This is a genomic window from Streptomyces smyrnaeus, from assembly GCF_017676345.1.
Classification (GTDB): Bacteria; Actinomycetota; Actinomycetes; order Streptomycetales; family Streptomycetaceae; genus Streptomyces; species Streptomyces smyrnaeus.
This window is the reverse complement of record NZ_JAFFZM010000011.1, coordinates 97,357-120,144: the sequence shown is the minus strand read 5'-3', so window position 1 is coordinate 120,144 and position 22,788 is coordinate 97,357. Positions and strand designations below refer to the sequence as shown.

The 22,788-nt window shown below is 71.2% G+C and carries 24 protein-coding genes; 14 read left to right on the top strand and 10 right to left on the bottom strand.

Annotated features, from left to right (window positions below; all coding sequences use genetic code 11):
* Positions 1–120: 120 nt before the first annotated feature.
* On the bottom strand, positions 121–849 hold the full coding sequence (locus JW613_RS19250; protein WP_099878084.1) for a type 1 glutamine amidotransferase: 729 nt from the start codon (positions 847–849) through the stop codon (positions 121–123).
* A 69-nt stretch (positions 850–918) separates the two neighbouring features.
* Positions 919–2,157: a Mur ligase family protein gene (locus tag JW613_RS19245; RefSeq protein WP_099878081.1), complete on the bottom strand. Its 1,239-nt coding sequence runs from the start codon at positions 2,155–2,157 to the stop codon at positions 919–921.
* A gap of 120 nt (positions 2,158–2,277) precedes the next feature.
* On the opposite strand from JW613_RS19245, the gene def reads away from it, so the two are divergent.
* Positions 2,278–2,814 (top strand): peptide deformylase, encoded by a 537-nt coding sequence (def, locus tag JW613_RS19240; protein WP_209212060.1) that lies wholly within the window; start codon positions 2,278–2,280, stop codon positions 2,812–2,814.
* Between the two features lie 100 nt (positions 2,815–2,914).
* Here def and JW613_RS19235 read toward each other — a convergent pair whose 3' ends face one another.
* A complete protein-coding gene (locus JW613_RS19235) occupies positions 2,915–3,559 on the bottom strand; it encodes a TetR/AcrR family transcriptional regulator (protein WP_099878076.1) in 645 nt (214 codons plus the stop codon).
* 162 nt (positions 3,560–3,721) lie between these two features.
* Between JW613_RS19235 and JW613_RS19230 the strand changes: the two genes are divergently transcribed.
* Positions 3,722–4,957 carry an acyl-CoA dehydrogenase family protein gene (locus JW613_RS19230; RefSeq protein WP_209212059.1) on the top strand — a complete coding sequence of 412 codons (1,236 nt, stop codon included), beginning with the start codon at positions 3,722–3,724 and terminating at the stop codon, positions 4,955–4,957.
* Between the two features lie 49 nt (positions 4,958–5,006).
* Here the strand turns inward: JW613_RS19230 and JW613_RS19225 are convergent, their stop codons facing one another.
* On the bottom strand, positions 5,007–5,705 hold the full coding sequence (locus JW613_RS19225) for a B3/B4 domain-containing protein (RefSeq protein ID WP_209212058.1): 699 nt from the start codon (positions 5,703–5,705) through the stop codon (positions 5,007–5,009).
* 34 nt (positions 5,706–5,739) lie between these two features.
* A complete protein-coding gene (locus tag JW613_RS19220; RefSeq protein WP_209212057.1) occupies positions 5,740–6,354 on the bottom strand; it encodes a LysE family translocator in 615 nt (204 codons plus the stop codon).
* 76 nt (positions 6,355–6,430) lie between these two features.
* Here JW613_RS19220 and pdxR point away from each other — a divergent pair, with 76 nt between their 5' ends.
* Complete coding sequence (gene pdxR / locus JW613_RS19215; RefSeq protein ID WP_307865946.1) at positions 6,431–7,915, top strand: MocR-like pyridoxine biosynthesis transcription factor PdxR; 1,485 nt, start codon at positions 6,431–6,433, stop codon at positions 7,913–7,915.
* Between the two features lie 58 nt (positions 7,916–7,973).
* Here the strand turns inward: pdxR and JW613_RS19210 are convergent, their stop codons facing one another.
* A complete protein-coding gene (locus JW613_RS19210) occupies positions 7,974–8,366 on the bottom strand; it encodes a VOC family protein (protein ID WP_209212055.1) in 393 nt (130 codons plus the stop codon).
* Between the two features lie 45 nt (positions 8,367–8,411).
* Here JW613_RS19210 and JW613_RS19205 point away from each other — a divergent pair, with 45 nt between their 5' ends.
* Positions 8,412–8,966, top strand: a complete 555-nt coding sequence (locus JW613_RS19205) for a GNAT family N-acetyltransferase (RefSeq protein WP_209212054.1) — start codon at positions 8,412–8,414, stop codon at positions 8,964–8,966.
* A gap of 30 nt (positions 8,967–8,996) precedes the next feature.
* Here JW613_RS19205 and JW613_RS19200 read toward each other — a convergent pair whose 3' ends face one another.
* On the bottom strand, positions 8,997–9,680 hold the full coding sequence (locus tag JW613_RS19200; protein WP_209212053.1) for a glycerophosphodiester phosphodiesterase: 684 nt from the start codon (positions 9,678–9,680) through the stop codon (positions 8,997–8,999).
* A gap of 247 nt (positions 9,681–9,927) precedes the next feature.
* Between JW613_RS19200 and JW613_RS19195 the strand changes: the two genes are divergently transcribed.
* From JW613_RS19195 to JW613_RS19170, 6 genes are all read left to right on the top strand, one after another.
* Positions 9,928–11,343, top strand: coding sequence for a DUF6421 family protein (locus JW613_RS19195; RefSeq protein WP_209212052.1), 1,416 nt, complete (start codon positions 9,928–9,930; stop codon positions 11,341–11,343).
* 53 nt (positions 11,344–11,396) lie between these two features.
* Entirely contained in the window at positions 11,397–12,188 is a 792-nt protein-coding gene (locus JW613_RS19190) for an SDR family NAD(P)-dependent oxidoreductase (protein ID WP_209212051.1), read from the top strand.
* Entirely contained in the window at positions 12,185–13,285 is a 1,101-nt protein-coding gene (locus tag JW613_RS19185; protein WP_209212186.1) for a threonine aldolase family protein, read from the top strand. Before JW613_RS19190 ends, JW613_RS19185 begins: the two co-directional genes overlap by 4 nt.
* Positions 13,286–13,375: 90 nt before the next feature.
* Entirely contained in the window at positions 13,376–13,957 is a 582-nt protein-coding gene (locus JW613_RS19180) for a transglutaminase-like domain-containing protein (RefSeq protein ID WP_209212050.1), read from the top strand.
* Between the two features lie 228 nt (positions 13,958–14,185).
* The gene (gene asnB / locus JW613_RS19175; RefSeq protein WP_209212049.1) at positions 14,186–16,027 is read left to right on the top strand and encodes an asparagine synthase (glutamine-hydrolyzing); all 1,842 of its coding nucleotides are present in this window, start codon (positions 14,186–14,188) and stop codon (positions 16,025–16,027) included.
* A 63-nt stretch (positions 16,028–16,090) separates the two neighbouring features.
* Entirely contained in the window at positions 16,091–16,519 is a 429-nt protein-coding gene (locus JW613_RS19170; RefSeq protein WP_099878046.1) for a MarR family winged helix-turn-helix transcriptional regulator, read from the top strand.
* A 16-nt stretch (positions 16,520–16,535) separates the two neighbouring features.
* Here the strand turns inward: JW613_RS19170 and JW613_RS19165 are convergent, their stop codons facing one another.
* Complete coding sequence (locus tag JW613_RS19165; protein WP_209212048.1) at positions 16,536–17,255, bottom strand: lysophospholipid acyltransferase family protein; 720 nt, start codon at positions 17,253–17,255, stop codon at positions 16,536–16,538.
* 170 nt (positions 17,256–17,425) lie between these two features.
* On the opposite strand from JW613_RS19165, the gene JW613_RS19160 reads away from it, so the two are divergent.
* From JW613_RS19160 to JW613_RS19150, 3 genes are all read left to right on the top strand, one after another.
* Positions 17,426–17,779 carry a TlpA family protein disulfide reductase gene (locus JW613_RS19160; RefSeq protein ID WP_209212185.1) on the top strand — a complete coding sequence of 118 codons (354 nt, stop codon included), beginning with the start codon at positions 17,426–17,428 and terminating at the stop codon, positions 17,777–17,779.
* Between the two features lie 229 nt (positions 17,780–18,008).
* Entirely contained in the window at positions 18,009–18,800 is a 792-nt protein-coding gene (locus tag JW613_RS19155) for an electron transfer flavoprotein subunit beta/FixA family protein (protein WP_209212047.1), read from the top strand.
* An 87-nt stretch (positions 18,801–18,887) separates the two neighbouring features.
* Positions 18,888–19,850 (top strand): electron transfer flavoprotein subunit alpha/FixB family protein, encoded by a 963-nt coding sequence (locus JW613_RS19150; RefSeq protein ID WP_099878035.1) that lies wholly within the window; start codon positions 18,888–18,890, stop codon positions 19,848–19,850.
* A gap of 122 nt (positions 19,851–19,972) precedes the next feature.
* On the opposite strand, the gene JW613_RS19145 is transcribed toward JW613_RS19150, so the two are convergent.
* Complete coding sequence (locus tag JW613_RS19145; protein WP_209212046.1) at positions 19,973–20,422, bottom strand: subtilase-type protease inhibitor; 450 nt, start codon at positions 20,420–20,422, stop codon at positions 19,973–19,975.
* Between the two features lie 383 nt (positions 20,423–20,805).
* Here JW613_RS19145 and JW613_RS19140 point away from each other — a divergent pair, with 383 nt between their 5' ends.
* Entirely contained in the window at positions 20,806–22,083 is a 1,278-nt protein-coding gene (locus tag JW613_RS19140) for a DUF6986 family protein (RefSeq protein ID WP_209212045.1), read from the top strand.
* A 134-nt stretch (positions 22,084–22,217) separates the two neighbouring features.
* Here JW613_RS19140 and JW613_RS19135 read toward each other — a convergent pair whose 3' ends face one another.
* On the bottom strand, positions 22,218–22,742 hold the full coding sequence (locus JW613_RS19135; protein WP_209212044.1) for a MarR family winged helix-turn-helix transcriptional regulator: 525 nt from the start codon (positions 22,740–22,742) through the stop codon (positions 22,218–22,220).
* Positions 22,743–22,788 lie beyond the last annotated feature (46 nt).

The window sequence follows — 22,788 nt, the reverse complement described above, 5'->3', positions numbered from 1 at the left end:
CCGCTGAGGCCGCCCTCACGGGGGCGGCCTCAGCGGACGGTTCCGTCACTCGATCCGGTGGGAACGAGCCACCGGACAAGCGCCGCGCGGAGTGGGAGGATCAGGCGCGGAGTGGGAGGATCAGGCCGGCTGCGTCGCGGCGGCGATCCGCTCCTGCCGCAGGGCCTCGTACCAGGTGTCGTCGGTCGGTGGCAGCGCGTTCACATCGAGCGACAGCTTGATCAGCAGATCCGCGATCTGCGGGTTGCGGGCCAGCACCGGGCCGTGCAGGTACGTCCCGAAGACCGTGTCCCGCCAGGCACCCTCGGTGCCGTCACCCGTGCCGTTGCCGTTGCCGAGCCGCACCCGGGCGAGCGGGCGCACCCCGGGGCCGAGGTGGGTGATGCCCTGGTGGTTCTCGAAGCCGGTGAGCTCGGGGAGGCGCAGCTGGTCGTCGGCTTCGCCGAGGACGTCGCCCACACACCGCTCGGCCTCGCCCCGGCTGCTGACCACGTCCAGCAGCCCGAGCCCGGCGGAGCGCTCGCCGAGGTCGTTGACGAACTCGTGGCCCATGATCTGGTAGCCGGCGCACACCGCGAAGACGATGGCACCGTTGTCCACGGCCCGGTTCAGACCGCCGTCGCGCAGCAGCCGCTCGGCCGCCAGCCGCTGCGGCCGGTCCTCCCCGCCGCCGATCAGATAGATGTCACCGGACGTCGGGATCGGCTGGTCCGAGCGGACGTCCAGCCGCTGGACGTCCAGACCGCGCTGCCGCGCCCGCCGCTCCACCACGAGCACGTTGCCCTGGTCGCCGTACGTGCTCAGCAGGTCGGGGTAGACCCAGACCACACGCAGACTCGTGTCACTCATGCCGCCAGTCTCCTTGAGCGGATCGATGGGTCGGGCGCGCGACGGCCCGGAACCCCAAGATACGGGTGATCAGTTGCCGACGGCGCGGCGCAGGTCCTGGAACGCGGTGTAGTTCGCGATGGTCTCGATCCGCCCCGGCGGGCACCTGCGTACCGCGTCCTCGGGGCTCTCGCACACCTGGAAGGGGACCCCCGCGACCTCCAGCCGCACCGCGAGGTCCAGCTTGCGGTCGCCGAGGACGCAGATGGGGTGCCCGGCCAGCCGCCCGTAGTCCACGTCCCACAGCCACGAGGTGTCGGTGCCGTCCGCGCTGCGGGCGTTCACCGAGAGGATCACCGGGGTCGGCGGCGGGTCGATCAGGGAGAACGTCTCCAGCCATCCGGCGGGGTTCTTGGCCAGCAGCAGCCGCATGTCCCGGCCCTGGTACTGCACCACGTCGTACCGTCCGGCGACGGCCTTGACCGCGTACATCCGCTCCAGCGCGACCTGCGGCGGCACCCCGAAGGCGGCGGCCACGGCGGCGGAAGTGGCGGCGTTCGCCTTGTTGGCGCGGCCGGGGAGCTGGAGGTGGATGGGCCAGGCGGAGCCGTGCGGATCCAGTACGTGATCGCCGGACAGCGCCCAGGTGGGGAGGGGGCGGCGGAAGCCGCACTCGGCACAGAACCAGTCGTCGCCGGGGCGCTGCATCACGCCGCCGCAGGCCGGGCAGGACCAGGCGTCGTCCTTCCACTCCTGGCCTGCGGCCACCCACACCACATTGGGGGAGGAGGAGGCCGCCCAGACCACCAGCGGGTCGTCGGCGTTGGCGATGATGACGGCCTTCTGCCCCGAGAGGCCCTCGCGCCACCGCTCGGCGAGCATCCGCGTCTCGCCGGCGCGGTCGAGCTGGTCACGGGAGAGGTTCAGCAGCGCTATGGCCTTCGGGGTCACGTCCCTGGCCACGCCGGCAAGGTACTTCTCGTCCACCTCGATGACGCCGTAGCGCGCGTCCGAGCCGCCGGCCAGCGCCGAGGTGATACCGGCAGGCATGTTGGCGCCCAGCGCGTTGGAGACCACCTCGCCGTTGGCGCGCAGCGCCTCGGCGATCAGCCGGGTGGTCGTCGTCTTGCCGTTGGTGGCGGACACCAGGACCACGTCCAGGTGCTGGGCAAGCCGTTGCAGCAGGTCAGGGTCGAGCCTGAGCGCTACCTTGCCGCCGATCACCGACCCGCTGCCGCGGCCCGCAGCCCGCGACACCGCCGCGGCTGCCCTGCCCGCCGTCACGGCCAGCCGGGACCGTGGCGACAGCGGCTCCGTGTTGCCTGCCATCGTGTCTGAACCTCCTTGCCCCTCGCGCATGAAGAGAAGCCTACCGAGATCCTGCCGGGGCCCCGACCGCGCCACCCCTGGGAAGATCGACAATGCGTCGCCGGGCGTACGCTGACTGCCATGCGACGCGGCCCCATTCCCGGCGGTTCGGGTGCCGTACACCCGCTGCGGACGTACGGCGACCCGGTGCTGCACACTCCCAGCCGCCCGGTGGCGGCCGAGGACCGCGGCAGGCTGCCGAGGCTGGTGGAGGACCTGTACGCGACGATGTACGCGGCCCACGGGGTGGGGCTGGCCGCCTGCCAGATCGGCGTACCGCTGCGGGTGTTCGTCTTCGACTGCCCGGACGACGAGGACCGCCGTCACCGTGGGTATGTGGTCAATCCCCGTATGGTGCGCATGGACGGGGTGACCGTGCGCGGCCCCGAGGGCTGCCTCTCGCTGCCCGGGCTGGAGGCCCCCACCCGGCGCGCCGACGTGGCCGTCGTCGAGGGCGAGGACGCGGCCGGGGCTCCGGTGCGGATCGAGGGCACCGGCTACTTCGCGCGCTGCCTGCAGCACGAGTACGACCATCTGGAGGGCAGCGTCTACACGGACCGGCTCACGGGATGGACCCGCCGCCGCACGCTCCGCAAGGCGGGAGGGCGCATCCGATAAGGGGCGTGAAGGGGCGCGGGGAAGTGCGCGACCAGCCACGGGGGCCCGCAGGCTGCGGACGACGCGCCGGGCACCCCTGACCAGCAAAGCGGGAGGGGGCTCAGAAGCGGGGTCCGCCCACGCGGTCGCCCGCGGCTGCGAGCCGTCCCCACAGCAGATCCGCCAGGTGCCGTACCAATCGGGCCCGGTCGCACGGCTTTTCCCGCAGCCACCAGTCACCGGCGGCATGCATCATGCCGACGATGCCGTGCCCCCACACCCGGGCCAGTTCCTCGCTCTCGGGCCCCAGGTCGAGCCGTTCGGCGATCACCTTGGCCAGCTCCTCGCCCAGCCGCCGCAGCAGCGGTGCCGAGTGCTGTCCCACGTCGAACCCGCGCTCGCTGCTGGAGGAGTCCTCGGCCGGATGCATCAGGAACCGGTAGACCTGCGGATGGGCCGCGATGGCGGCCAGATAGGTGTCCAGGGTCGCCTCGACGCGCTCGCGCCGCTCGCGGGGGGCGTCGAGTGCGGCGCGCAGGGAAGCCAGCAGGGCGTCGGTGTGCCGGATGGCGAGTGCGCGGTAGAGGCCGCCCTTGTCGCCGAAGTGCCGGTAGAGAATGGGCTTGGTGATGCCCGCCTCGGCGGCGATGGCGTTCATGGAGGCCCCGGGACCGTCGCGCAGCACGACTCGCTCGGCGGCCTCCAACAGCTGTCTGCGGCGTTGCTCGGTACTGTCGGCCCGGTCGGCCTGCCGTGCGGTCCCCATGGTGTGTCTCCCCGCCCCTGTCTGCGATTTCCCCGCCGCAACGTAACACCCTCACGTGCGCGAACGCCTGGGCGAACGGGAGTTGACAGGTGCTACTCACGGGTAACAGACTGCGGATTACCGATGGTAACGAATTCCGGAGACAGGCGGAGGACCCCGACGATGGCCGAGACCGAGTTCGCACTGGATCTCAACGACGACCAGAAGGAAGTCCGAAGCTGGCTCCACGGGTTCGCCGCCGATGTGATGCGCCCCGCGGCCGCCGAGTGGGACGAGCGCGAGGAGACCCCCTGGCCGATCATCCAGGAGGCCGCCAAGATCGGTCTGTACTCGCTCGACTTCTACGCCCAGCAGTACTTCGACCCCACCGGGCTCGGCATCCCCATGACGATGGAGGAGCTGTTCTGGGGCGACGCGGGAATCGCGCTGTCCATCGTCGGTACCGGTCTGGCCGCCGTCGGGGTGCTCGCCAACGGCACCGAGGAGCAGATCGGCACCTGGATACCGCAGATGTACGGCGACGCCAACGATGTGAAGGTCGCCGCCTTCTGCTCCTCCGAACCCGACGCCGGCTCCGACGTGGCCTCCATGCGCACCCGGGCCGTCTACGACGAGGCCAAGGACGAGTGGGTGCTCAACGGCACCAAGACCTGGGCGACCAACGGCGGCATCGCCAATGTGCATGTCGTCGTCGCCGGCGTCGACCCCGAACTCGGCTCCAAGGGCCACGCCTCCTTCATCGTCCCGCCGGGCACCCCGGGTCTGGCGCAGGGCCAGAAGTTCAAGAAGCACGGAATCCGCGCCTCGCACACCGCCGAAGTCGTCCTCGACGACGTCCGGGTGCCCGGACACTGCCTGCTCGGCGGCAAGGAGAAGCTGGACGAGCGGCTGGCCCGCGCCCGCGAGCGGGCCGAGCAGGGCAGCGGCGAGAGGGTCAAGAACGCGGCCATGGCCACCTTCGAGGCGTCCCGCCCCGCCGTCGGCGCCATGGCGGTCGGCACCGCTCGCGCCGCCTACGAGGTCGCGCTCGAATACGCCAAGACCCGCGAGCAGTTCGGCCGCCCCGTCATCGACAACCAGGGGGTCGCCTTCCAACTCGCGGACATGCGCACCAGCGTGGACGCCGCACGGCTGCTGGTGTGGCGGGCCTCCTGGATGGGCGTGACGGGCCGTAAGTTCGAGTCGGCCGAGGGCTCCATGTCCAAGCTGTTCGCCAGTGAGACGGCCAAGAAGGTGACGGCCCAGGCCATCCAACTCCTCGGCGGCAACGGCTACACCCGTGAGTACCCGGTCGAGCGGATGCACCGGGACGCGGCGATCTACTCCATATTCGAGGGCACCAGCGAGATCCAGCGCCTGGTCATCGCCCGCACCCTCTCGGGCATGCCGATCCGCTGAACCCGGCCGCCGCCCGGCTGCGCCGCACAACGGTGGCGCAGCCGGACGGCTACAGCTCGAACCGGGGGACCGACCGGGTGAGCACCGCCGCGCGGGGGACGACCGCCCAGTGGGCGCGCAGCGCGTCGGCCACAACGTCCATCAGCTCCGCCACCTCATCCGGCGCTTTCTCATGCAGGCCCTCGGCGATGATCAGTACCTCGGCCGTCTCCTCCCGCACGGCGGAGTGGCCGCTCTGCCGGTTGGTCCAGCGCCGCGCGTGCGCCCGGCCCGCGTCGTCGGCGAAGATCACCTCGCCGGGTTCGGGGTGCTCCTCGCTGCCGCTGAAGGTCTCGTAGACCTCGTCGCCCTCGGCGTGCCGCACCCGCAGATCGCCGGTGATCCGCGCCAGGTCGAAGACGCCCACCGGGATCGCGAAGGCGAGCGAGGCGGCGTTGCACAGGTCGATCAGCGGGTGGATGCCCGGCAGGGAGCCCTCCTTGCGGAAGCGCCGCAGCAGCGACTCGGCCGCGCAGCGGTACTGGGTCGGCTTGAGCCCCAGCGTCGCGAAGGCCCGCCGCCACGCCTGGATCTGCGGCAGCGCGCTCTCCTGGCCCCCGTCGTGTGCGTTGCGGGCCGCCGCCCGTGCGGACAGCCGCTCCACGTCGCCCTCGACGGCCGCATCGGCCGTGATGCCCTTGGCGTGCAGCACGCCGGGCACCAGTCGGGGGAAGTCCCGCCACAGCTGCGGGGAGTGCTCGAAGTGCATGGTTGCTCTCTCCTTGTGAGGGCCGGTGGTGTGGTCAGAAGAAGGCGAGTCGGGCACCGAGCGCGGCGAACGTACCGGCGAAGACCCGGCGCATCCAGCGCACCACCCGCGGCCGTGCGACGACGTGGGCGCGCATGGTCGCCGCCGCCAGTCCGTAGCCGGCGAAGACCACCATGGTCAGCAGCACGAACACGGCGCTCAGTTCCGCCATCCGCCACAGCGCGTGCGGGTCGTCCTCCCGGACGAACTGGGGCAGGAACGCCATGAAGAAGAGTGTCAGCTTCGGATTGAGAACATTGAGCAGTACGGCGGACACGATGATCCGCGACGCCGGGCGCTGAGCACCCCGGGCCTCGTCGTCCCCCTCCGGCACCGCCGGCGCGGACGCCTCCCGCAGTGTGCTCCAGGCCATCCAGAGCAGATAGCCGACGCCCAGGTACTTGAGGACCTGGAACGCCACCGAACCGGCGTGCAGCAGCGCGGCGAGACCGGTGACCGCCGCCAGCGCCTGCGGGAGGGTGCCGAGGGTGCAGCCGAGGGCGGTCAGCAGACCGGCTCGTCTGCCGTGCGAGAGCCCGGCCGCGAGGGTGCACAGGACACCGGTGCCGGGCGTCACGACGACCACCAGTGCGGTCAGCAGAAACTCCATGCCTTGACCCTCCCGGCACAATGGGCTGGTGAACAGAGCCAAAGGATCTTCGGTCGACAGGACCAAATGCGGGACGGTGAAAGGGGGTCCGGACGCTCCCGCCGCCTCCGACTTCCTCCAGCTCACCGCCGACCAGGCACCCAAGGGCGGGCTGTCCGACTGGCTCGTCGGGGAGATCAGACGCGCCATCGCCGACGGCCGGCTGCCCACCGGCAGCCGGCTGCCCGCCACCCGCGTCCTGGCCGCCGACCTCCAGGTGTCTCGGGGCGTGGTGACCGAGTCCTACCGCCGTCTGGTCGAGGACGGCCACGTGGTGGGCCGGGGTCGTGCGGGCACCGTGGTCGCCGCCACCCCGCTGAACGGGGCGTCCGGTCCGGCGAACCCCGCCGGGAGCGCCGCCACCGGCGGTCCGGCGGCCACCGGTGTGTTCGACACCCCGCCCGGCACCGACGCCTTCGACGCCTTCCGTGCCGCGCCCGCCCGTATCGACCTGTCCCCGGGCCAGCCGGACCTCGCCGCGTTCCCCCGTACCGCCTGGCTGCGGGCCGAACGGGCCGTGCTGGCCGAACTGGCCTCCGACGACCTGGGGTACGGCGACCCGCGCGGCACCCTCGCGCTGCGCCGCGCGGTCGCCGGATGGCTGCGCGTCAACCGGGGCATCACGGCCGAGCCCGAGGAGATCATCATCGTTGCCGGCACCGCGCAGGCACTCGGTCTGGTGGCCCAGGTGCTGCGCGCCGAGGGCGTCGACCGGCTCGCCGTCGAGGACCCCTGCTCCCTGGGCGCCCGCCAGCATCTGCACAACTGGGGGCTGACGACCCCGCCCGTGCCCGTCGACTCCGAGGGCGTACGCGTCGACGCGCTCCGCGCCACCGCGGCGCCCGCCGTGCTGCTGACCCCGGCGCACCAGTTCCCCACCGGTGTCGTCCTCGGCGGTGAGCGCCGCCGGGAACTGCTGCGCTGGGCGGGGGAGGGCGGCCTGCTCGTCGAGGACGACTACGACGCCGAACACCGCTACGACCGCGCCCCGGTGGCGGCGCTGGCGGCGATGGCCCCGGAGCACGTCTGCTACTCCGGCAGCGTCTCCAAACTCCTCGCCCCCGCCCTCCGGGTCGGCTGGCTGCTGGCTCCCGCCCGCTACCGCACAGCACTGACCGACGCCAAACGCTTCGCCGACCTCGGCAACGCCGCCCTGCCCCAGCTCGTACTGGCCAGGCTGATGGAATCGGGCGCCCTCGAACGCCATCTGCGGCTCATCCGGCGCCGCCACCGCGCCCGTCGTGATGCCATGATCGCGGCCATCCGCACCCGGTTGCCGCACGCCCGTGTGCACGGCGCCGCCGCGGGGCTGCACCTGATGGTCACCTTGCCGCCGGGCGTCCGCGACACCGAGCTGGCCGCCCGCGCCCTCGCACTCGGCGTCAAGACCCAGCCGCTGTCCTGGCACACCCAGCGGCCCGACCGGCCCGGCCTCGTCCTCGGCTACGCGGCCGCCACCCCCACGGCGATCGCCGAGGGCATCGCCGTGCTCGCCTCGCTGTGCCCGGTGCCTGCCCGATGACCGCGCCGGGCGCCCCGCCGTCGACCGGTACGCCGAGCCGCCGGGACCACGGTCCGGATCAGATGCCCGGCCGGTAGCGCAGTGGGTGATCGGCGGGGATCTGGACCAGGACGAGGCGGTGGCCGTCCGGGTCGGCGATCCACATCTCGATCAGGCCCCAGGGCTCCTCGACCGGCGGTCGGACGATCGTGGCTCCCGCCGCGCGCAGCTCCTCGTGCGCGGCGGAGGCGTCGGCGACCTGGAGCCAGAGCTGGAGGGAGGGGGTCGGGGGCTGGTCGCTGCGCCCGGAGACCTCGAGGAAGCCGCCGCCCAGGAAATAGACGGTGCCTCGCTCGGGCCCGGTACCGAACTCGCGGGCGATCTCCAGGCCGAGCGTCTCGCCGTAGAAGGCCCGCGACCTGTCCGGATCGGTGGGCCGCAGCAGAACCCGGCTGCTCAGAACATGCACCATGCCCGCACTCTAGTTCCGCGACCGGGCCGGATAGGGTCGGCGGACATGAGCGACACCGCACAGCGGGGCGAGCTGCCCCTGACCTTCCGCCACGCCACCGAGGCGGACATCCCCGTCCTCACCGAACTCGTGGAGTCCGCCTACCGGGGCGAGGCGAGCCGTGCGGGCTGGACCACCGAGGCCGATCTGCTGGACGGCCGGCGCACCGACCCGGAGGGGGTCGCCGCCGTGGTCCGGGACCCGAAGAGCATCATGTTGGTCGTCGAGCGGGACGGCGTCGTCATCGCCTGCTGCCAGCTCGAACACCGGGGCCAGGAGGCGTACTTCGGCATGTTCGCCGTCAGCCCCCGGCTGCAGGGCGGCGGGGTCGGCCGCGCGGTGCTGGCGGAGGCCGAGCGCACGGTGCGTGCCGAGTGGGGCGCCAAGCAGATGCAGATGCAGGTGATCCGGCAGCGCGAGGACCTGATCGCCTGGTACGAGCGGCGCGGCTACACCCGCACCGGCGAGCTGAGCCCCTTCCCCTACGGTGACGAGCGCTTCGGGATCCCGCAGCGCACCGATCTGGCCTTCGAACTACTGGTCAAGCCGCTGGGCGAGTGACCGGGCGCCGCGGACGGCTCCGCGACGGCCTCAGCCGGAACGCTCCACCGCCCGCTTAACGGCGGGCATGTCGGTGACCACGCCGTCCAGTCCCAGCTCGCGGGCGCGGGCCAGCTCCTCGTCGGTGTTGACGGTCCAGCTGATGACCTCGATCCCGGCGTCGTGCGCCCTGCGCACGATCTCGGCGTCGATGTGCTGCAGCTCCAGCGAGATCATGCCAGCGCCCAGCTCCTGGGCCCGTTCGGGGGCGGTGGGCGAGGAGCGTCCCGCCACCAGTACGAGCGGGATGTCGGGCAGGTGCCGGCGGGTCTCGCGCAGCGCCTCGGCGTGGAAGGAGATCACGGTCACCCGCTCGTGCAGCTGCCGCCGCTCGATGGTCTCGGCGAGCACCCGCGCGGCGGCGCGGTCCTTGATCTCCGCCTGCAGCGGACTGCGTACCGCGTCCACGACCTCCTCGAACACGGGTACCCGCTCGCCCTGACCGGCGTCCAGCTCGCGCAGCTCGGCCAGGGTGAAGTCGCCGATCGGGCCGCTGCCGTCGGTCGTGCGCGCGACATCCGCGTCGTGCATCACCACCAGCTCGCCGTCCTTGCTCAGATGCAGGTCGAGTTCGAGGACGTCGAGCCCTTCGCGTTCGGCGCGGACGAAGGAGCGCAGCGTGTTCTCGGGCTCGACGCCCATCACTCCGCGGTGTCCGACGGTCAGCAGTGGCACGGCGCTCTCGCTTTCGTGCGGGGACGACGGTGGGCCGCCAGACTAGCGGGCTTCGCCCCGCATCCTGCCGGACACCGTGGGTACCCCCGGAGAACTGGAAAAGGAGATGGTCTGAACGGTGGGGAGCCGGAAAAACTACGGCCTACCCCCGTGATCGGCAGGATAATCTTCTGTGTTCTCCCCTTGAGACGAGCCGCTCATCCGGATACGGTGGCCGCACGCTAGTTTCTCCTGTGGAGGGGTCAACATGACGGAAATTCTTTCGCCCGCACCCGCTCAGGGCGGCGTTTCGCCGTCACCGGGCGGAGCTGCCGAGAGTGTGGCCGCACACCCCGCCTGGTCGGCGCTGAAGACCGCGGTGGAGGCCATCCGCCCGGCCCAGGCCAAGGACGGCTCGATCGACTTCGACGCCGAGGGCGCCCCCGACCGCCAGGAGATCCGGACCGAGCTGGACCGCGTCGTGGCCGCGGTGGAAGAGCTCTCCCCGCTGCTGCCGCACGACGCCGAGTACCACCGGGACGTCGTGACCGATCTGCGTCGCTGGGCCGACGACGGCTTCGGCGTGCCCGACTTCCTGGACTCGCTGCTGGCCTTCCAGCCCGCGCACAACCGCGCCGACGGCCTCCAGCACCTGGTCGTCTTCCCGATGTACACGCAGAACGGCAACCCGAACCGCAATCTGGAGGCGGTCGTCCTGCGCATGGTCTGGCCCGACTGGCTGGCCGAGCTGGAGCGCACCCGCTACGACAACCCGCTGTTCTGCGGCATCACCTTCGAGGACTTCACCTCCGGCTACGACACCCACTCCGCCGTGCTCTTCCCGGAGACCATCGCCGTGCGCGAGGCGCCCGAGCGCTTCAGCTGGGGCGGCATCTTCTGCGACCGCGAGGCGGCCCGCTTCCGCCGCGTCGTCCAGGCCGCCTGCGAGGTCACCAGCCTCGAACTCCCCGAGGACGCCCAGCAGCTGCTCGCCGACCAGGAGCGCTGCCAGCAGACGTTCGTGCTGTGGGACATGGTCCACGACCGCACCCACAGCCACGGCGACCTGCCCTTCGACCCCTTCATGATCAAGCAGCGGCAGCCGTTCTGGATGTACGGCCTGGAGGAGCTGCGCTGCGATCTGACCGCCTTCCACGAGGGTGTGAAGCTGGAGGCCGACGGGGTGCCGCAGGGGCGGGACGTGCAGTACGCGATGCTCCTGGAGCGGCTCTTCCGCTTCCCCGTCACCGGCGAGCGCAAGCGCAACTACGACGGCCTCGGCGGGCAGCTGCTGTTCGCCTACCTCCACCAGCACGACGCGCTGCGCTGGCGGGACAACAAGCTGTCCATCGACTGGGACCGCGCCCGCCGGGTGACCGTCGCGCTGCGCGAGGAGATCGAGACGCTCTACCGCGCCGGCATCGACCGGCCCAAGATCGTCCACTGGTTCAAGGCCTATGAGCTGGTCTCCACCTATCTGGCCCCGCACCCCGGCTCCACCTGGGCCAAGGGCCCGGACGCGCTGGATCTGACCCTTCCGCCGCGCAAGCTGGTGGACGAGGTGCTGCCCGACGAGTTTCCGCTCAGCATGTTCTACGAGGCCCTCGCGAAGAAGCTGCGGAGTGTGATCGCATCGACCCAGGGCATCACCGCTGCCGGTCCGGCCCGGGCCGCCGCCGCATGAGCGGGCCGCCCGCAGGGCACAGCGGAGGGTCGGAGCGCGAGGAGGCGACGGAGATGACAGGCAGCACGGACTCGACGACACGGCGGGGCTACGAGGGCAACGGCGAGGGCGATCTGCAGGGGCGGGTGATCGCGGTCGCTGGCGCGGCCGGGCCCGCGGGGCAGGCCACGCTGCTGCGGCTCGCGGAGGAGGGCGCCACCGTCGTGGCGTGCGACGCGGACGCCGAGCGCCTCGCGCAGGCGGTGGACGCCGCACGCTTCGCCCATGGCGGAGCCACCGTCACCGGGGACACCGTCGACCTGCTCAGCCTGGAGGAGACCCGGGCGTGGGCGGACAAGACGGAGAAGGAGTTCGGCCGTATCGACGGTCTGGTGCATCTGGTCGGCGGCTGGCGTGGTTCCTCGTCGTTCGCCGAGACGGACCTGGCCGACTGGGACACCCTGCACAACCTCCTCGTCCGCACCCTCCAGCACACCTCCCTCGCGTTCGAGGCCCCGCTCAAGCGCACGGGCGATGGCCGGTTCCTGCTGATCAGCGCGCTGGGCGCGAGCAAGCCGACCGCCGGGAACGCCGCCTACGCGGCCTCCAAGGCGGCGGCCGAGGCATGGACGCTGGCGCTCGGCGACTCCTTCCGCAAGGCGGGGGGCGAGGACGGCCCCCCGGCGGCCGCTGTCATCCTGGTGGTCAAGGCACTGGTGCACGACCAGATGCGCGCCGACCGGCCGAACGCGAAGTTCGCGGGCTTCACGGACGTCAAGGACCTCGCGAAGGCCGTTGTCGACACCTGGAACAAGCCCGCCGAAGAGCTGAACGGAACCCGCCTGTGGCTGACGCCCAACCCCTGAACCGATCCGCCCGGCCCCAGGCGGAGCCGGCCACCGAAGCCACCGACGCCAAGCGCCGTCACGATCCGGACATCCGCGGTTTCGCCAGTGACAACTACGCGGGCGCGCACCCGGAGATCCTGGCGGCGCTGGCGGTGGCCAACGGCGGTCACCAGTCCGCCTACGGCGCGGACGAGTACACCGAGCATCTGCAGTCCGTCGTCCGCAGCCACTTCGGGCGGCGCGCCGAGGCGTTCCCGGTCTTCAACGGCACCGGGGCCAACGTCGTCGCGCTGCAGGCGCTCACCGACCGCTGGGGTGCGGTGATCTGCGCCGACACCGCGCACATCCACGTCGACGAGTGCGGAGCGCCCGAGCGGGTCGGCGGTCTGAAACTGCTCACCGTGCCCACCCCGGACGGAAAGCTCACCCCCGAGCTGATCGACCGGGAGGCGTTCGGCTGGGACGACGAGCACCGCGCCATGCCGCAGGTGGTCTCGCTGGCCCAGAACACCGAGCTGGGCACCCTCTACACGGTGGAGGAGATACGCGCCCTGTGCGACCACGCGCACGAGCGCGGCATGCTGGTCCACCTCGACGGGGCCCGTATCGCCAACGCGGCCGCCGCGCTGGACGTCCCGATGCGTGCGTTCACCAACGCCGCGGGCGTGGACATCCTCTCCTTCGGTGGCACCAAGAACGGCATGCTCTTCGGTGAGGCCGTCGTGGTGCTCTCTCCGGACGCGGTCCGCCACATGAAGCACCTGCGCAAGCTGTCGATGCAGCTCGCGTCCAAGATGCGCTTCATCTCGGTGCAGTTGGAGGCGCTGCTCGCGGGCGACCTGTGGCTGCGCAACGCCCGCCACTCCAATGCGATGGCGCAGCGCCTGGCCGAGGGCGTCAGGGCGGTGGAGGGCGTGGAGATCCTCCACCCCGTCCAGGCCAACGCCGTCTTCGCCCGCCTGCCGCACGATGTGAGCGAGCGTCTGCAGAAGCGCTACCGCTTCTACTTCTGGGACGAGGCCGCGGGCGACGTGCGCTGGATGTGCTCGTACGACACCACCGAGCAGGACGTGGACGGCTTCCTCGCCGCGCTCCGCGAGGAGATGGCCCGGTAGGGGAGGGCACCTGCCCGACCGTCTGAATATTTATGCAGCCCACCGTAATTCCATTGAGCTACGGTGGGCTGCGCCCTAGGCTGACGTGGCATGATGCTCACACCCGTCACCGCCGACGAGTCCGCCTATCTGGCCGCCGACGAAGCCGTCGACCACACCCACCCGCTGGTCCGCGAGACGGCTGCCCGGCTGAGTGCCCGTACCGACGGCGATCTGGCCGCATACGCCCGCGCTGCCTACGAGTTCGTCCGTGACGCCATCCCGCACTCCGCCGATGTGGACGACTGGCGCCTCACCTGGCGCGCCTCCGACGTGCTCGCCCAGCGGGTCGGCATCTGTCACGCCAAGTCCCATGCCCTGGTCGCCCTGTTGCGCGCGGAGGGCATCCCCGCGGGCTTCTGCTACCAGAAGCTGAACGTGCTGCACGGGCTGATCGCGCTGCGGCTCCCCGGTGCGCGGCGTTGGGTGCGGCAGGACGCGCGGGGCAACAAGCCGGGGGTGAACGCGCAGTTCAGCCTCGACCGTGAGCAGTTGGCCTTCTCCGTCTGGCCGGAGAAGGGCGAGTGCGACTATCCGGTGCTCTACGCCGAGCCCCACCCGGTCGTCCTGCGTGCGCTGCGGCAGGCCAGGGACCGTGCGCACCTGTGGCACCTGCTGGACACGGCGCTGTAGTCCGGTGTCCGGGCGGGGTGCCGCATGGGTGGCGCCCCGCCCGCGGATGTGCGGACAACTGGCGTGATTCCTCCGTTCCTCCGTGGTCCCGGGTGTGCGGCGAAACATGGTTGTGACACAGTGGCAAATGTATAGATGGCCGATACACGTGACCTTCGGTGAAACTTCCTCACGGGGAGTGGGGGCATATCGGCCTGCGCACCGAAGGTCGGAGCCGGAGGAAGAAGCATGTGCGGAATCACCGGATGGGTCTCCTACGACAGGAACCTGGTCTCCGAGCGGACGACCGTCGACGCCATGACGGACACCATGTCCTGCCGCGGTCCGGACGACGCCGGCACCTGGACGGCCGGGCCCGCCGCGCTGGGACACCGCAGGCTCGCGATCATCGATCTTCCCGGTGGCAGGCAGCCGATGACCGTCGAGACCCCCGAGGGCACCGTCGCCCTGGTCTACTCGGGGGAGACCTACAACTACACCGAGCTGCGCCGCGAACTGACCGGCCGCGGCCACCGGTTCGGCACCGACTCGGACACCGAAGTGGTCCTGCGCGCCTATCTGGAGTGGGGCCCGGCCCTGGCCGAACGGCTGAACGGCATGTACGCCTTCGCCATCTGGGACGGCCGCTCCAAGCAGCTGGTCATGGTGCGCGACCGGATGGGCATCAAGCCCTTCTACTACGCCGAGACCGCCGACGGCGTGCTGTTCGGCTCGGAGCCCAAGGCGATCCTCGCCAACCCGCTGGCCCGCCGCGAGGTCTCACTCGACGGCCTGCGTGAAGTGTTCGCCTTCGTCAAGACGCCCGGCCACGCCGTGTGGGAGGGCATGCGCGAGGTCGAGCCGGGCACGGTGGTGACCGTCGGTGAGAGCGGCGTGCGCACCCACGTCTACTGGCAGCTGGAGACCCGGCCGCACACCGACGACAAGGACGAGACGGTCGCGCGGGTGCGGGAGTTGCTGGACGACATCGTGCGCCGACAGCTCGTCTCCGACGTACCGCGCTGCACCCTGCTGTCCGGCGGGCTCGACTCCTCGGCGATGACCGCACTGGCGGCCCGCCGGCTCCGCGAGAGCGGTGAGACGGTACGCAGCTTCGCCGTCGACTTCGTCGGGCAGACCGAGAACTTCGTCCCCGACGAGCTGCGTGGCACCCCCGACACGCCGTTCGTGCACGACGTCGCCCGCGAGTCCGCCACCGAGCACCAGGACATCGTCCTCAGCTCCGACGACCTCGCCGACCCCGAGGTGCGCTCCCGCGTCATCAGGGCCCGCGACATACCCATGGGCCTGGGAGACATGGACGCCTCGCTCCATCTGCTGTTCAAGGCCATCCGGCAGCACTCGACGGTCGCGCTGTCGGGCGAGTCGGCCGACGAGGTCTTCGGCGGCTACAAGCAGTTCTTCGACGAGGAGGCACGCAAGGCCGAGACGTTCCCGTGGCTGGTCCGGTTCTCCCGGGACATGGGCGAGGACAGCGATGTCCTCGACGACTCCCTCGCCCGCGCCCTCGATCTGCCCGGCTATGTGCGCGACAGCTACTCCTCGGCCGTCTCCGGTGTCCAGCGCCTGGAGGGGGAGAGCGACTTCGAGTACCGGATGCGGGTGATCTGCCATCTGCACCTCACCCGGTTCGTCCGCGTCCTGCTCGACCGCAAGGACCGCGCCAGCATGGCCGTCGGCCTGGAGGTGCGCGTACCGTTCTGCGACCACCGACTGGTCGAGTACGTCTACAACACCCCCTGGGCGCTCAAGTCGTTCGACGGCCGGGAGAAGAGCCTGCTGCGGGAGGCGACCGCCGACGTGCTGCCCCGTTCCGTCTACGAACGGGTCAAGAGCCCCTACCCCTCCACGCAGGACCCGAAGTACCACACGGCACTGCAGGAGAACGCCAAGGAGCTGCTGGCCAAGCCCTCCCACCAGGTCTTCGACCTGGTCAGCAAGGACTGGCTGCAGCACGCGGTCCAGGTCGAGGCCCCGCAGATCACCCAGGCCGGCCGGCGCGGTCTGGAGCGGGTCCTCGACCTGGCGCTGTGGATCGACATGTACGCACCGACGCTTACACTCTCCTGACCCGATCAAGACCTGATCAGCGCACGATCCGCTGATCCGGTCAGGACGAGACATGGGGGAGCGATGGGGACCCGGCAGGACGCGGCGTTCGAGATGGTCCTGGCCTTGCACCGGCTGCTGCGGTCGCTGCGGCGGGCCAGCCCAACGGGAGGCCTGCAACCCACCCAGCTGATCGTCCTGTCGATGCTGACGGAGGCCGGTCCCAGCAGGATCGGCGTCGTCGCCGACCGGGTCCCCTGCTCCCAGCCGACAGCCACCTCCGTCGTGGCGGAGCTGGAGACGCTGGGGCTGGTCCGCAGAGAACCCGACCCGACCGACGGCCGTGCCACGCGCGTGGCCGTCACCGAGGAGGGCGTCAGCGCGCTGCGCGGCGTGGCACACGGCGAGGCGGAGGTGCTGCTGGAGCGCCTCGGCACGCTGTCGGACGAGGAGGCCGCGCGGGTGCTGGCGGCGGCCCCGCTGCTGCGGCTGCTCGCGGATGCGGGCCGGTGAGGGGGCGCACTCCTCCCTACAGCGCTTGGGCCTGCGCGGGGGTGGGGGCTGTGCCGCCCAGGTGGGCGGGTAGCCACCAGGCGTCGGCGGCGCTCTGTGGCGTGGCGGGGTAGGTGCGCTGGGCCGCCTCCAGCAGCTCCTGCATCCGGTCGCGCAGCCGCTCGGTGACGCTGAGTGCCGATTCTTCCTGGCCGGGCTCGATCGGTTCGCCGACCTGGATGCTGACGGGGAAGTGGTTGCGGCCGAAGTCCCGCTTGTGGCCCTTGGTCCACAGCCGCTGCGTACCCCACAGTGCCATCGGGACGAGCGGTACCCGGGCCTCCTGGGCCAGCCGGGCCGCACCGGTCTTGAAGTCCTTGAGCGTGAAGGAGGGTGAGATCGTCGCCTCCGGGAAGACGCCGATGACCTCTCCGGACCGCAGCGCCTTGAGCGCGTGCGCGTAGGCGTCCTCGCCGCGTGAGCGGTCCACCGGTATGTGCTTCATCGCCCGCATCAGCGGACCGGAGACCTTGTGCCGGAAAACCGACTCCTTGGCCATGAACCGCACCAGCCGCTTGGCGGGGCGGGCCGCCAGCCCGGTGAAGATGAAGTCCAGATAGCTGATGTGGTTGCTCACCAGTACGGCGCCGCCGCGTGAGGGCACATGTGTGGTGCCGCGGATGTCGAAGCGCAGGTCGAGAGCCTTGAACCACGCTCGCGCCGCACCGATCACCGGCGGGTAGAGGAGATCTGCCACGTCGGGGAACCCTTCGTCTCGGGATGCCGGTACTCAACTTGGGTTGCCGGTACTTACGGATGCGTAACTTCCGACTGCGGCAGATCGTTCCCCAAAGCGTTGCTCCTGGCTACCCTCACGGCAGACTTGTCCGTATGCACGCCGGAAGTACGGGAAGCGAGGGGTTCGTCATGGAGCGGGCGCGGGAATCCGTCCCGGCCGAAGGTCCGGGGAGGGTGAGCGCCGAGGCGATCGGCGCCGAGGAGGGGCTCGGGGAGCGGGCCACCCTCGTCCAGTTCTCCAGCGCCTTCTGCCAGCCCTGTCGTGCCACTCGCCGCACGCTCGCCGAGGTGGCCGCCATGGTCGAGGGCGTCGCCCATGTCGAGATCGACGCCGAGGACCACCTGGCGCTCGTGCGGGAACTGGGGGTGACCGGTACGCCCACCGTTCTCGTTCTCGACGCCGAGGGGCGGATCGTCCAACGCGCCCAGGGGCAGCCCCGCAAGCCGGATGTCATCGCCGCGCTGGGGCGCGCCATCGCTTGAAGCGCGCCCCTCCCGGCGCTCCGGCGTGATCGAGATCCCGCTGCGGGGCACTCGCTTCGCACCGTCCCGCGTGATGGAGTTGGGCTGTTCACTCTCCCCGTTGGCAACGTCACACCTCGACGGTCTTGAGAACGGGGAACGTGCTGGATGTACTGACGAGTAATATTGTGGACGGACGCCCGGTCCCACCGGACCGGAACCCGTGAGTCGAAGCAGTAGGAGAGCCGGCGTGAGCTTGAGGATCGTTGTCTGTGTGAAGTACGTGCCCGACGCCACCGGTGACCGGCACTTCGCGGAGGACCTGACCACCGACCGTGAGTCGGTCGACGGCCTGCTCTCCGAGCTGGACGAGTACGCGGTCGAGCAGGCACTGCAGATCGCGGATTCGGACGAGGTCGACGACGCGGAGATCACCGTGCTCACCGTCGGCCCGGAGGACGCCAAGGACGCCCTGCGCAAGGCGCTGTCCATGGGCGCGGACAAGGCGGTGCACGTCGAGGACGACGACCTGCACGGCACCGACGCGCTCGGCACCTCCTACGTCCTGGCCAAGGCCATCGAGAAGACCGGATACGACCTGGTCGTGTGCGGTATGGCCTCCACCGACGGCACGATGGGCGTGCTGCCCGCGATGCTCGCCGAGCGGCTGGGCGTGCCGCAGGTGACGCTGCTGTCGGAGGTCTCCGTGGCGGACGGCAAGGTGACCGGGCGCCGCGACGGCGACGCCGCCACCGAGCAGCTGGAGGCCCAGCTCCCGGCCGTCGTCTCCGTCACCGACCAGTCGGGCGAGGCGCGTTACCCCTCCTTCAAGGGCATCATGGCCGCCAAGAAGAAGCCCGTCGAGTCGCTGGACCTCGACGACCTGGACATCGAGGCCGAAGAGGTCGGCCTGGAGGGCGCCTGGACCAAGGTCGAGGACGTGGCCGAGCGCCCGGCGCGCACCGCGGGCACCGTCGTCAAGGACGAGGGCGACGGCGGCAAGCAGCTGGCCGCCTTCCTCGCGGAGCGCAAGTTCGTCTAAGGCGGCCCGGCGCGCCGCGGTTCCCCGCGCGCCCGGTCGCGCACCTTCCCTCCGACCTCCCTTTGATCTTCCGCAGGAGAGCACCCCATGGCTGAAGTCCTTGTCTACGTCGACCACGTGGACGGCGCCGTCCGCAAGCCCACCCTCGAACTGCTGACCCTCGCCCGCCGGCTGGGCGACCCGGTCGCCGTGCACCTCGGCCCGAACGCCGAGGACGCCGCCAAGACGCTCGGCGAGTACGGCGCCACCCGTGTACTGGCCGCCGACGCGCCGGAGTTCGCCGACTACCTCGTCGTCCCCAAGGTGGACGCCCTGCAGGCCGCCTACGAGTCCGTCTCGCCCGCCGCAGTGCTGGTCCCCTCCTCCGCCGAGGGCAAGGAGATCGCCGCACGTCTCGCGGTGCGCCTCGGCTCCGGCATCGTCACCGACGCCGTCGACCTGGAGGCCGGTGACGAGGGCCCGGTGACCACGCAGTCGGTCTTCGCCGCCGCGTTCACCACCAAGTCCCGGATCACCAAGGGCACCCCGGTCATCACCGTCAAGCCGAACTCGGCCACCCCGGAGGCCTCCTCCGCCGCCGGTACGGTCGAGCAGCTGTCGGTGAGCTTCGGCGAAGCGGCCACCGGCACCAAGGTCACCTCGCGTACCCCGCGCGAGTCCACCGGCCGCCCCGAGCTGACCGAGGCCGCCATCGTGGTATCCGGCGGTCGCGGCCTCAACGGCGCCGAGAACTTCCCGCTGATCGAGGGCCTGGCCGACTCGCTGGGCGCCGCGGTGGGCGCCTCCCGCGCCGCGGTCGACGCCGGCTGGTACCCGCACTCGCACCAGGTGGGCCAGACCGGTAAGACCGTCTCCCCGCAGCTCTACATCGCCACCGGCATCTCCGGCGCCATCCAGCACCGCGCCGGTATGCAGACCTCGAAGACGATCGTGGCCATCAACAAGGACTCCGAGGCCCCGATCTTCGACCTGGTCGACTACGGCGTGGTCGGCGACCTGTTCGAGGTCGTCCCCCAGCTGACCGAGGAGATCAAGACCCGCAAGGGCTGACGCCTTTCGAGCACTCTCGGCCCTTCGAGCGCTCGAAGTCCTTCGAGGGTTCGCACAGGAGCCCCGCACCGATGCGTTCGGTGCGGGGCTCCTCGGCGTTTGTCGGAGACGCGGGCTGCCCGTCAGAAGGCGAAGACGGAGGCGCCCTCGGCCCGCTTCATGCAGTTGTTGCCGTAGACACGCTCGTAGTCGACGCGCTTGCCCTCCCACACGCCCTGGGCGGTCACGACGACGGGGCGCCACTCCTTGGTGCAGAAGGTGCTTCCCGCGTCGTCGGCCAGTGCTTCGAAGTCCCCGCCGGACGCCCGCAGCTGGGTGCAGGCCTTCGCGGCGGCGGGGTGGGTCCCGGACGGGCCGGGCGTGCAGCTGAGCGTGACGGCACGCTGTGGTGCCGCGGTCGCGGCGCTCTCACCGTCCGCGATGGTGAGCACCAGGGCCGAGGGTGCGTAGAGCGAGGTGGCCTTCGCAGGCGCGGCCTCGGCAGGTGCTGCCGTGAGCGCGAGGGCGCTGACGGCCCCCGTGACAGCAGCCGCCGTGGTGAGGACGGTGCGCCAGGGTGCGGTCTTCCGCATTGTGTGCTTCCTTCCGCTTTGAGGTAAGTGCCGGATCTATCGGCGAAAGTGAGTTTGCCGAGTCCGTGGGAATAAAGCACATCGACCCCTTATGTTTCAGTAACGTTTCGCATTGAATCAGTGGCGGAAAGTGACACCTCCGAGGCTCTCGCAACCTGCGGCAACATCCTTTCGCGCCACACCTGTTCGGCCCGGATGGCTTGTTACCCGGTGCTCCACGACGACCGGAAACCATGGCCGGGTCCGGTCGGCACCCCTTCGCGGCCCGCGGGTGCGGTCCGCGAGGGAGACCCTTGACTGGCTGCTCAGGCCGCCATTAGCGTCACGGCACTGGCTTCAACGTTTTGTTGATGCCTGGTCGGTGTGCGGGAGAGGGAGTACAGATGGCGCAGGGCGGGACGGTCGGTACGAGCTTGGACAGCGGAGTGCTGGAGGGGGTCTCCCGGCTGCTCGAACCGGTGGACGCCGAACTCGCCCGGCGCTACCCGGGGGACCCGGGCACCCGGCAGCCGGTGCACACCGTGTACGTACCCGCCGACGTCGTGACGCCCGGCACCGTGCGGGAGTGGGGCGAGGCCGCCGGCGCGCTGCTGGACGCACACGCCCCCGACGCCGCAGCCCTCGCCGCGGTCCTCGGCATGGACGAGGAACTGGCCGGTCCGGTCCATGCCCGGCTCCGGGACAAACTGCGCCGTGAGCCCGTCGAGGACCTGCGCATCGACTTCGAGGACGGCTACGGGGTCCGGTCCGACGACGAGGAGGACGACGCCGCCGTCCGCGCCGCCGAGCTGATCGCCGGGGCCTTCGCGGAGGGCGCCGAGGGACCCGCGCCGTTCTGCGCCGGGATCCGGATGAAGTGCATGGAGGCGGCCGTCCGCGACCGCGGCATCCGCACCCTCGACCTCTTCCTCACCGGACTGCTGGAAGCGGGCGGGCTGCCCGACGGGCTGGTGCTGACGCTGCCCAAGGTGACCTACCCCGAGCAGGTCACCGCGATGGCCCGGCTGTGCGAGGAGTTCGAGAAGGCCCGCGGCCTGGACGCCGGCCGTATCGGCTTCGAGATCCAGATCGAGACCACCCAATCGATCCTCGGCGCCGACGGCCGGGCCACCGTCGCCCGGCTGATCGACGCCGCGGAGGGCCGCGCCACCTCGCTGCACTACGGCACCTTCGACTACAGCGCCTCCTGCGGGGTCTCCGCCGCCTATCAGGCGATGGACCACCCGGCCGCCGACCACGCCAAGGCCGTGATGCAGGTCGCCGCCGCCGGCACCGGCGTGCGGCTCTCCGACGGATCCACCAACGTCGTTCCCACCGGCGACCGGGCACAGGTGCACGACGCCTGGCGGCTCCACCACTCCCTGGTACGGCGCTCGCTCGCCCGCGCCTACTACCAGGGCTGGGACATGCACCCCGGCCACCTGCCCACCCGCTACGCCGCCGTCTACGCCTTCTACCGCGAGGGCATGCGGCGCGCGGGCGAACGGCTCGCCGCCTACGTGGGCCAGGCGGGCGGCGACGTGATGGACGAGCCCGCCACCGCCCGCGCGCTCAGTGGATATCTGCTGCGCGGCCTCGACTGCGGTGCGCTGGACAGCGCGGAGGTCGCCGAGGTCTGCGGACTCGACCGTGCCGAACTCGACCGGCTCGCGGGTCGCTGAAGGCGCGACGTTCCTGTTCCCCGGGCGGCCGCCCAGGTCTCGCGCGGTCGCCCGGCTCCGACCGGCGCACACCACCGGCCTCCGCCTCCGCACACGGGCAGGCGCCCGGAGGCCGGCAGTGTCCCCGGCCGCTGCTAGAGGTCGCTGCCCAGCCGCTCCCAGTCGTCGGCGAGGGCGGTCAGTTCCCGCAGGAGCCGGTCGCGGTCCGCCGAGTCGTACCGCTCCAGGAGCCGCTCGTCCAGCTTCCGCGCCCGGGCGTCGGCCGTCTGAAGCGCCCGCTCGCCCTCCGGGGTGAGGAACAGCAGTTTGCGGCGACCGTCCGCCGCGGCGGTCCTGCGCTCCAGCAGCCCGCGATCCTCCAGCCGGCGGGCCAGATCCGCCATGGTGGAGGTGTCCAGCGCCACGGCGCAGGCGAGCGAGGTCTGGTCGTTGCCGGGGCTGGCCCCCACCGTCGTCAGGACGGCGAACTGCGGTCCGGTCAGTGTCTGGCCGACAGCACGCAACCACGCCCCTGCATACGCCTGATACAGGCGCCGCACCTGGTAGCCGGCCGCGGTCCGCAGTACGTCAGGGGCGGCCAGGGCGGTCGGCGCGGCCTCGGAGGGGCTCGTCGCCGCGGGTTGGGCAGGAGGGGTCATATCCGGGGTCTTGTCAGCCATGACCCCACTTAAGCACGGGAGTTGGACCCTCCCGCGGGCACGGTTG

Bases quoted from the DNA above. Each gene is read 5' to 3' on its own strand.
- JW613_RS19250 (WP_099878084.1), bottom strand. From the start codon at position 849: ATGAGTGACACGAGTCTGCGTGTGGTCTGGGTCTACCCCGACCTGCTG.
- JW613_RS19245 (WP_099878081.1), bottom strand. From the start codon at position 2,157: ATGGCAGGCAACACGGAGCCGCTGTCGCCACGGTCCCGGCTGGCCGTG.
- def (WP_209212060.1), top strand. From the start codon at position 2,278: ATGCGACGCGGCCCCATTCCCGGCGGTTCGGGTGCCGTACACCCGCTG.
- JW613_RS19235 (WP_099878076.1), bottom strand. From the start codon at position 3,559: ATGGGGACCGCACGGCAGGCCGACCGGGCCGACAGTACCGAGCAACGC.
- JW613_RS19230 (WP_209212059.1), top strand. From the start codon at position 3,722: ATGGCCGAGACCGAGTTCGCACTGGATCTCAACGACGACCAGAAGGAA.
- JW613_RS19225 (WP_209212058.1), bottom strand. From the start codon at position 5,705: ATGCACTTCGAGCACTCCCCGCAGCTGTGGCGGGACTTCCCCCGACTG.
- JW613_RS19220 (WP_209212057.1), bottom strand. From the start codon at position 6,354: ATGGAGTTTCTGCTGACCGCACTGGTGGTCGTCGTGACGCCCGGCACC.
- JW613_RS19210 (WP_209212055.1), bottom strand. From the start codon at position 8,366: ATGGTGCATGTTCTGAGCAGCCGGGTTCTGCTGCGGCCCACCGATCCG.
- JW613_RS19205 (WP_209212054.1), top strand. From the start codon at position 8,412: ATGAGCGACACCGCACAGCGGGGCGAGCTGCCCCTGACCTTCCGCCAC.
- JW613_RS19195 (WP_209212052.1), top strand. From the start codon at position 9,928: ATGACGGAAATTCTTTCGCCCGCACCCGCTCAGGGCGGCGTTTCGCCG.
- JW613_RS19190 (WP_209212051.1), top strand. From the start codon at position 11,397: ATGACAGGCAGCACGGACTCGACGACACGGCGGGGCTACGAGGGCAAC.
- JW613_RS19180 (WP_209212050.1), top strand. From the start codon at position 13,376: ATGATGCTCACACCCGTCACCGCCGACGAGTCCGCCTATCTGGCCGCC.
- asnB (WP_209212049.1), top strand. From the start codon at position 14,186: ATGTGCGGAATCACCGGATGGGTCTCCTACGACAGGAACCTGGTCTCC.
- JW613_RS19170 (WP_099878046.1), top strand. From the start codon at position 16,091: ATGGGGACCCGGCAGGACGCGGCGTTCGAGATGGTCCTGGCCTTGCAC.
- JW613_RS19160 (WP_209212185.1), top strand. From the start codon at position 17,426: ATGGAGCGGGCGCGGGAATCCGTCCCGGCCGAAGGTCCGGGGAGGGTG.
- JW613_RS19150 (WP_099878035.1), top strand. From the start codon at position 18,888: ATGGCTGAAGTCCTTGTCTACGTCGACCACGTGGACGGCGCCGTCCGC.
- JW613_RS19145 (WP_209212046.1), bottom strand. From the start codon at position 20,422: ATGCGGAAGACCGCACCCTGGCGCACCGTCCTCACCACGGCGGCTGCT.
- JW613_RS19140 (WP_209212045.1), top strand. From the start codon at position 20,806: ATGGCGCAGGGCGGGACGGTCGGTACGAGCTTGGACAGCGGAGTGCTG.
- JW613_RS19135 (WP_209212044.1), bottom strand. From the start codon at position 22,742: ATGGCTGACAAGACCCCGGATATGACCCCTCCTGCCCAACCCGCGGCG.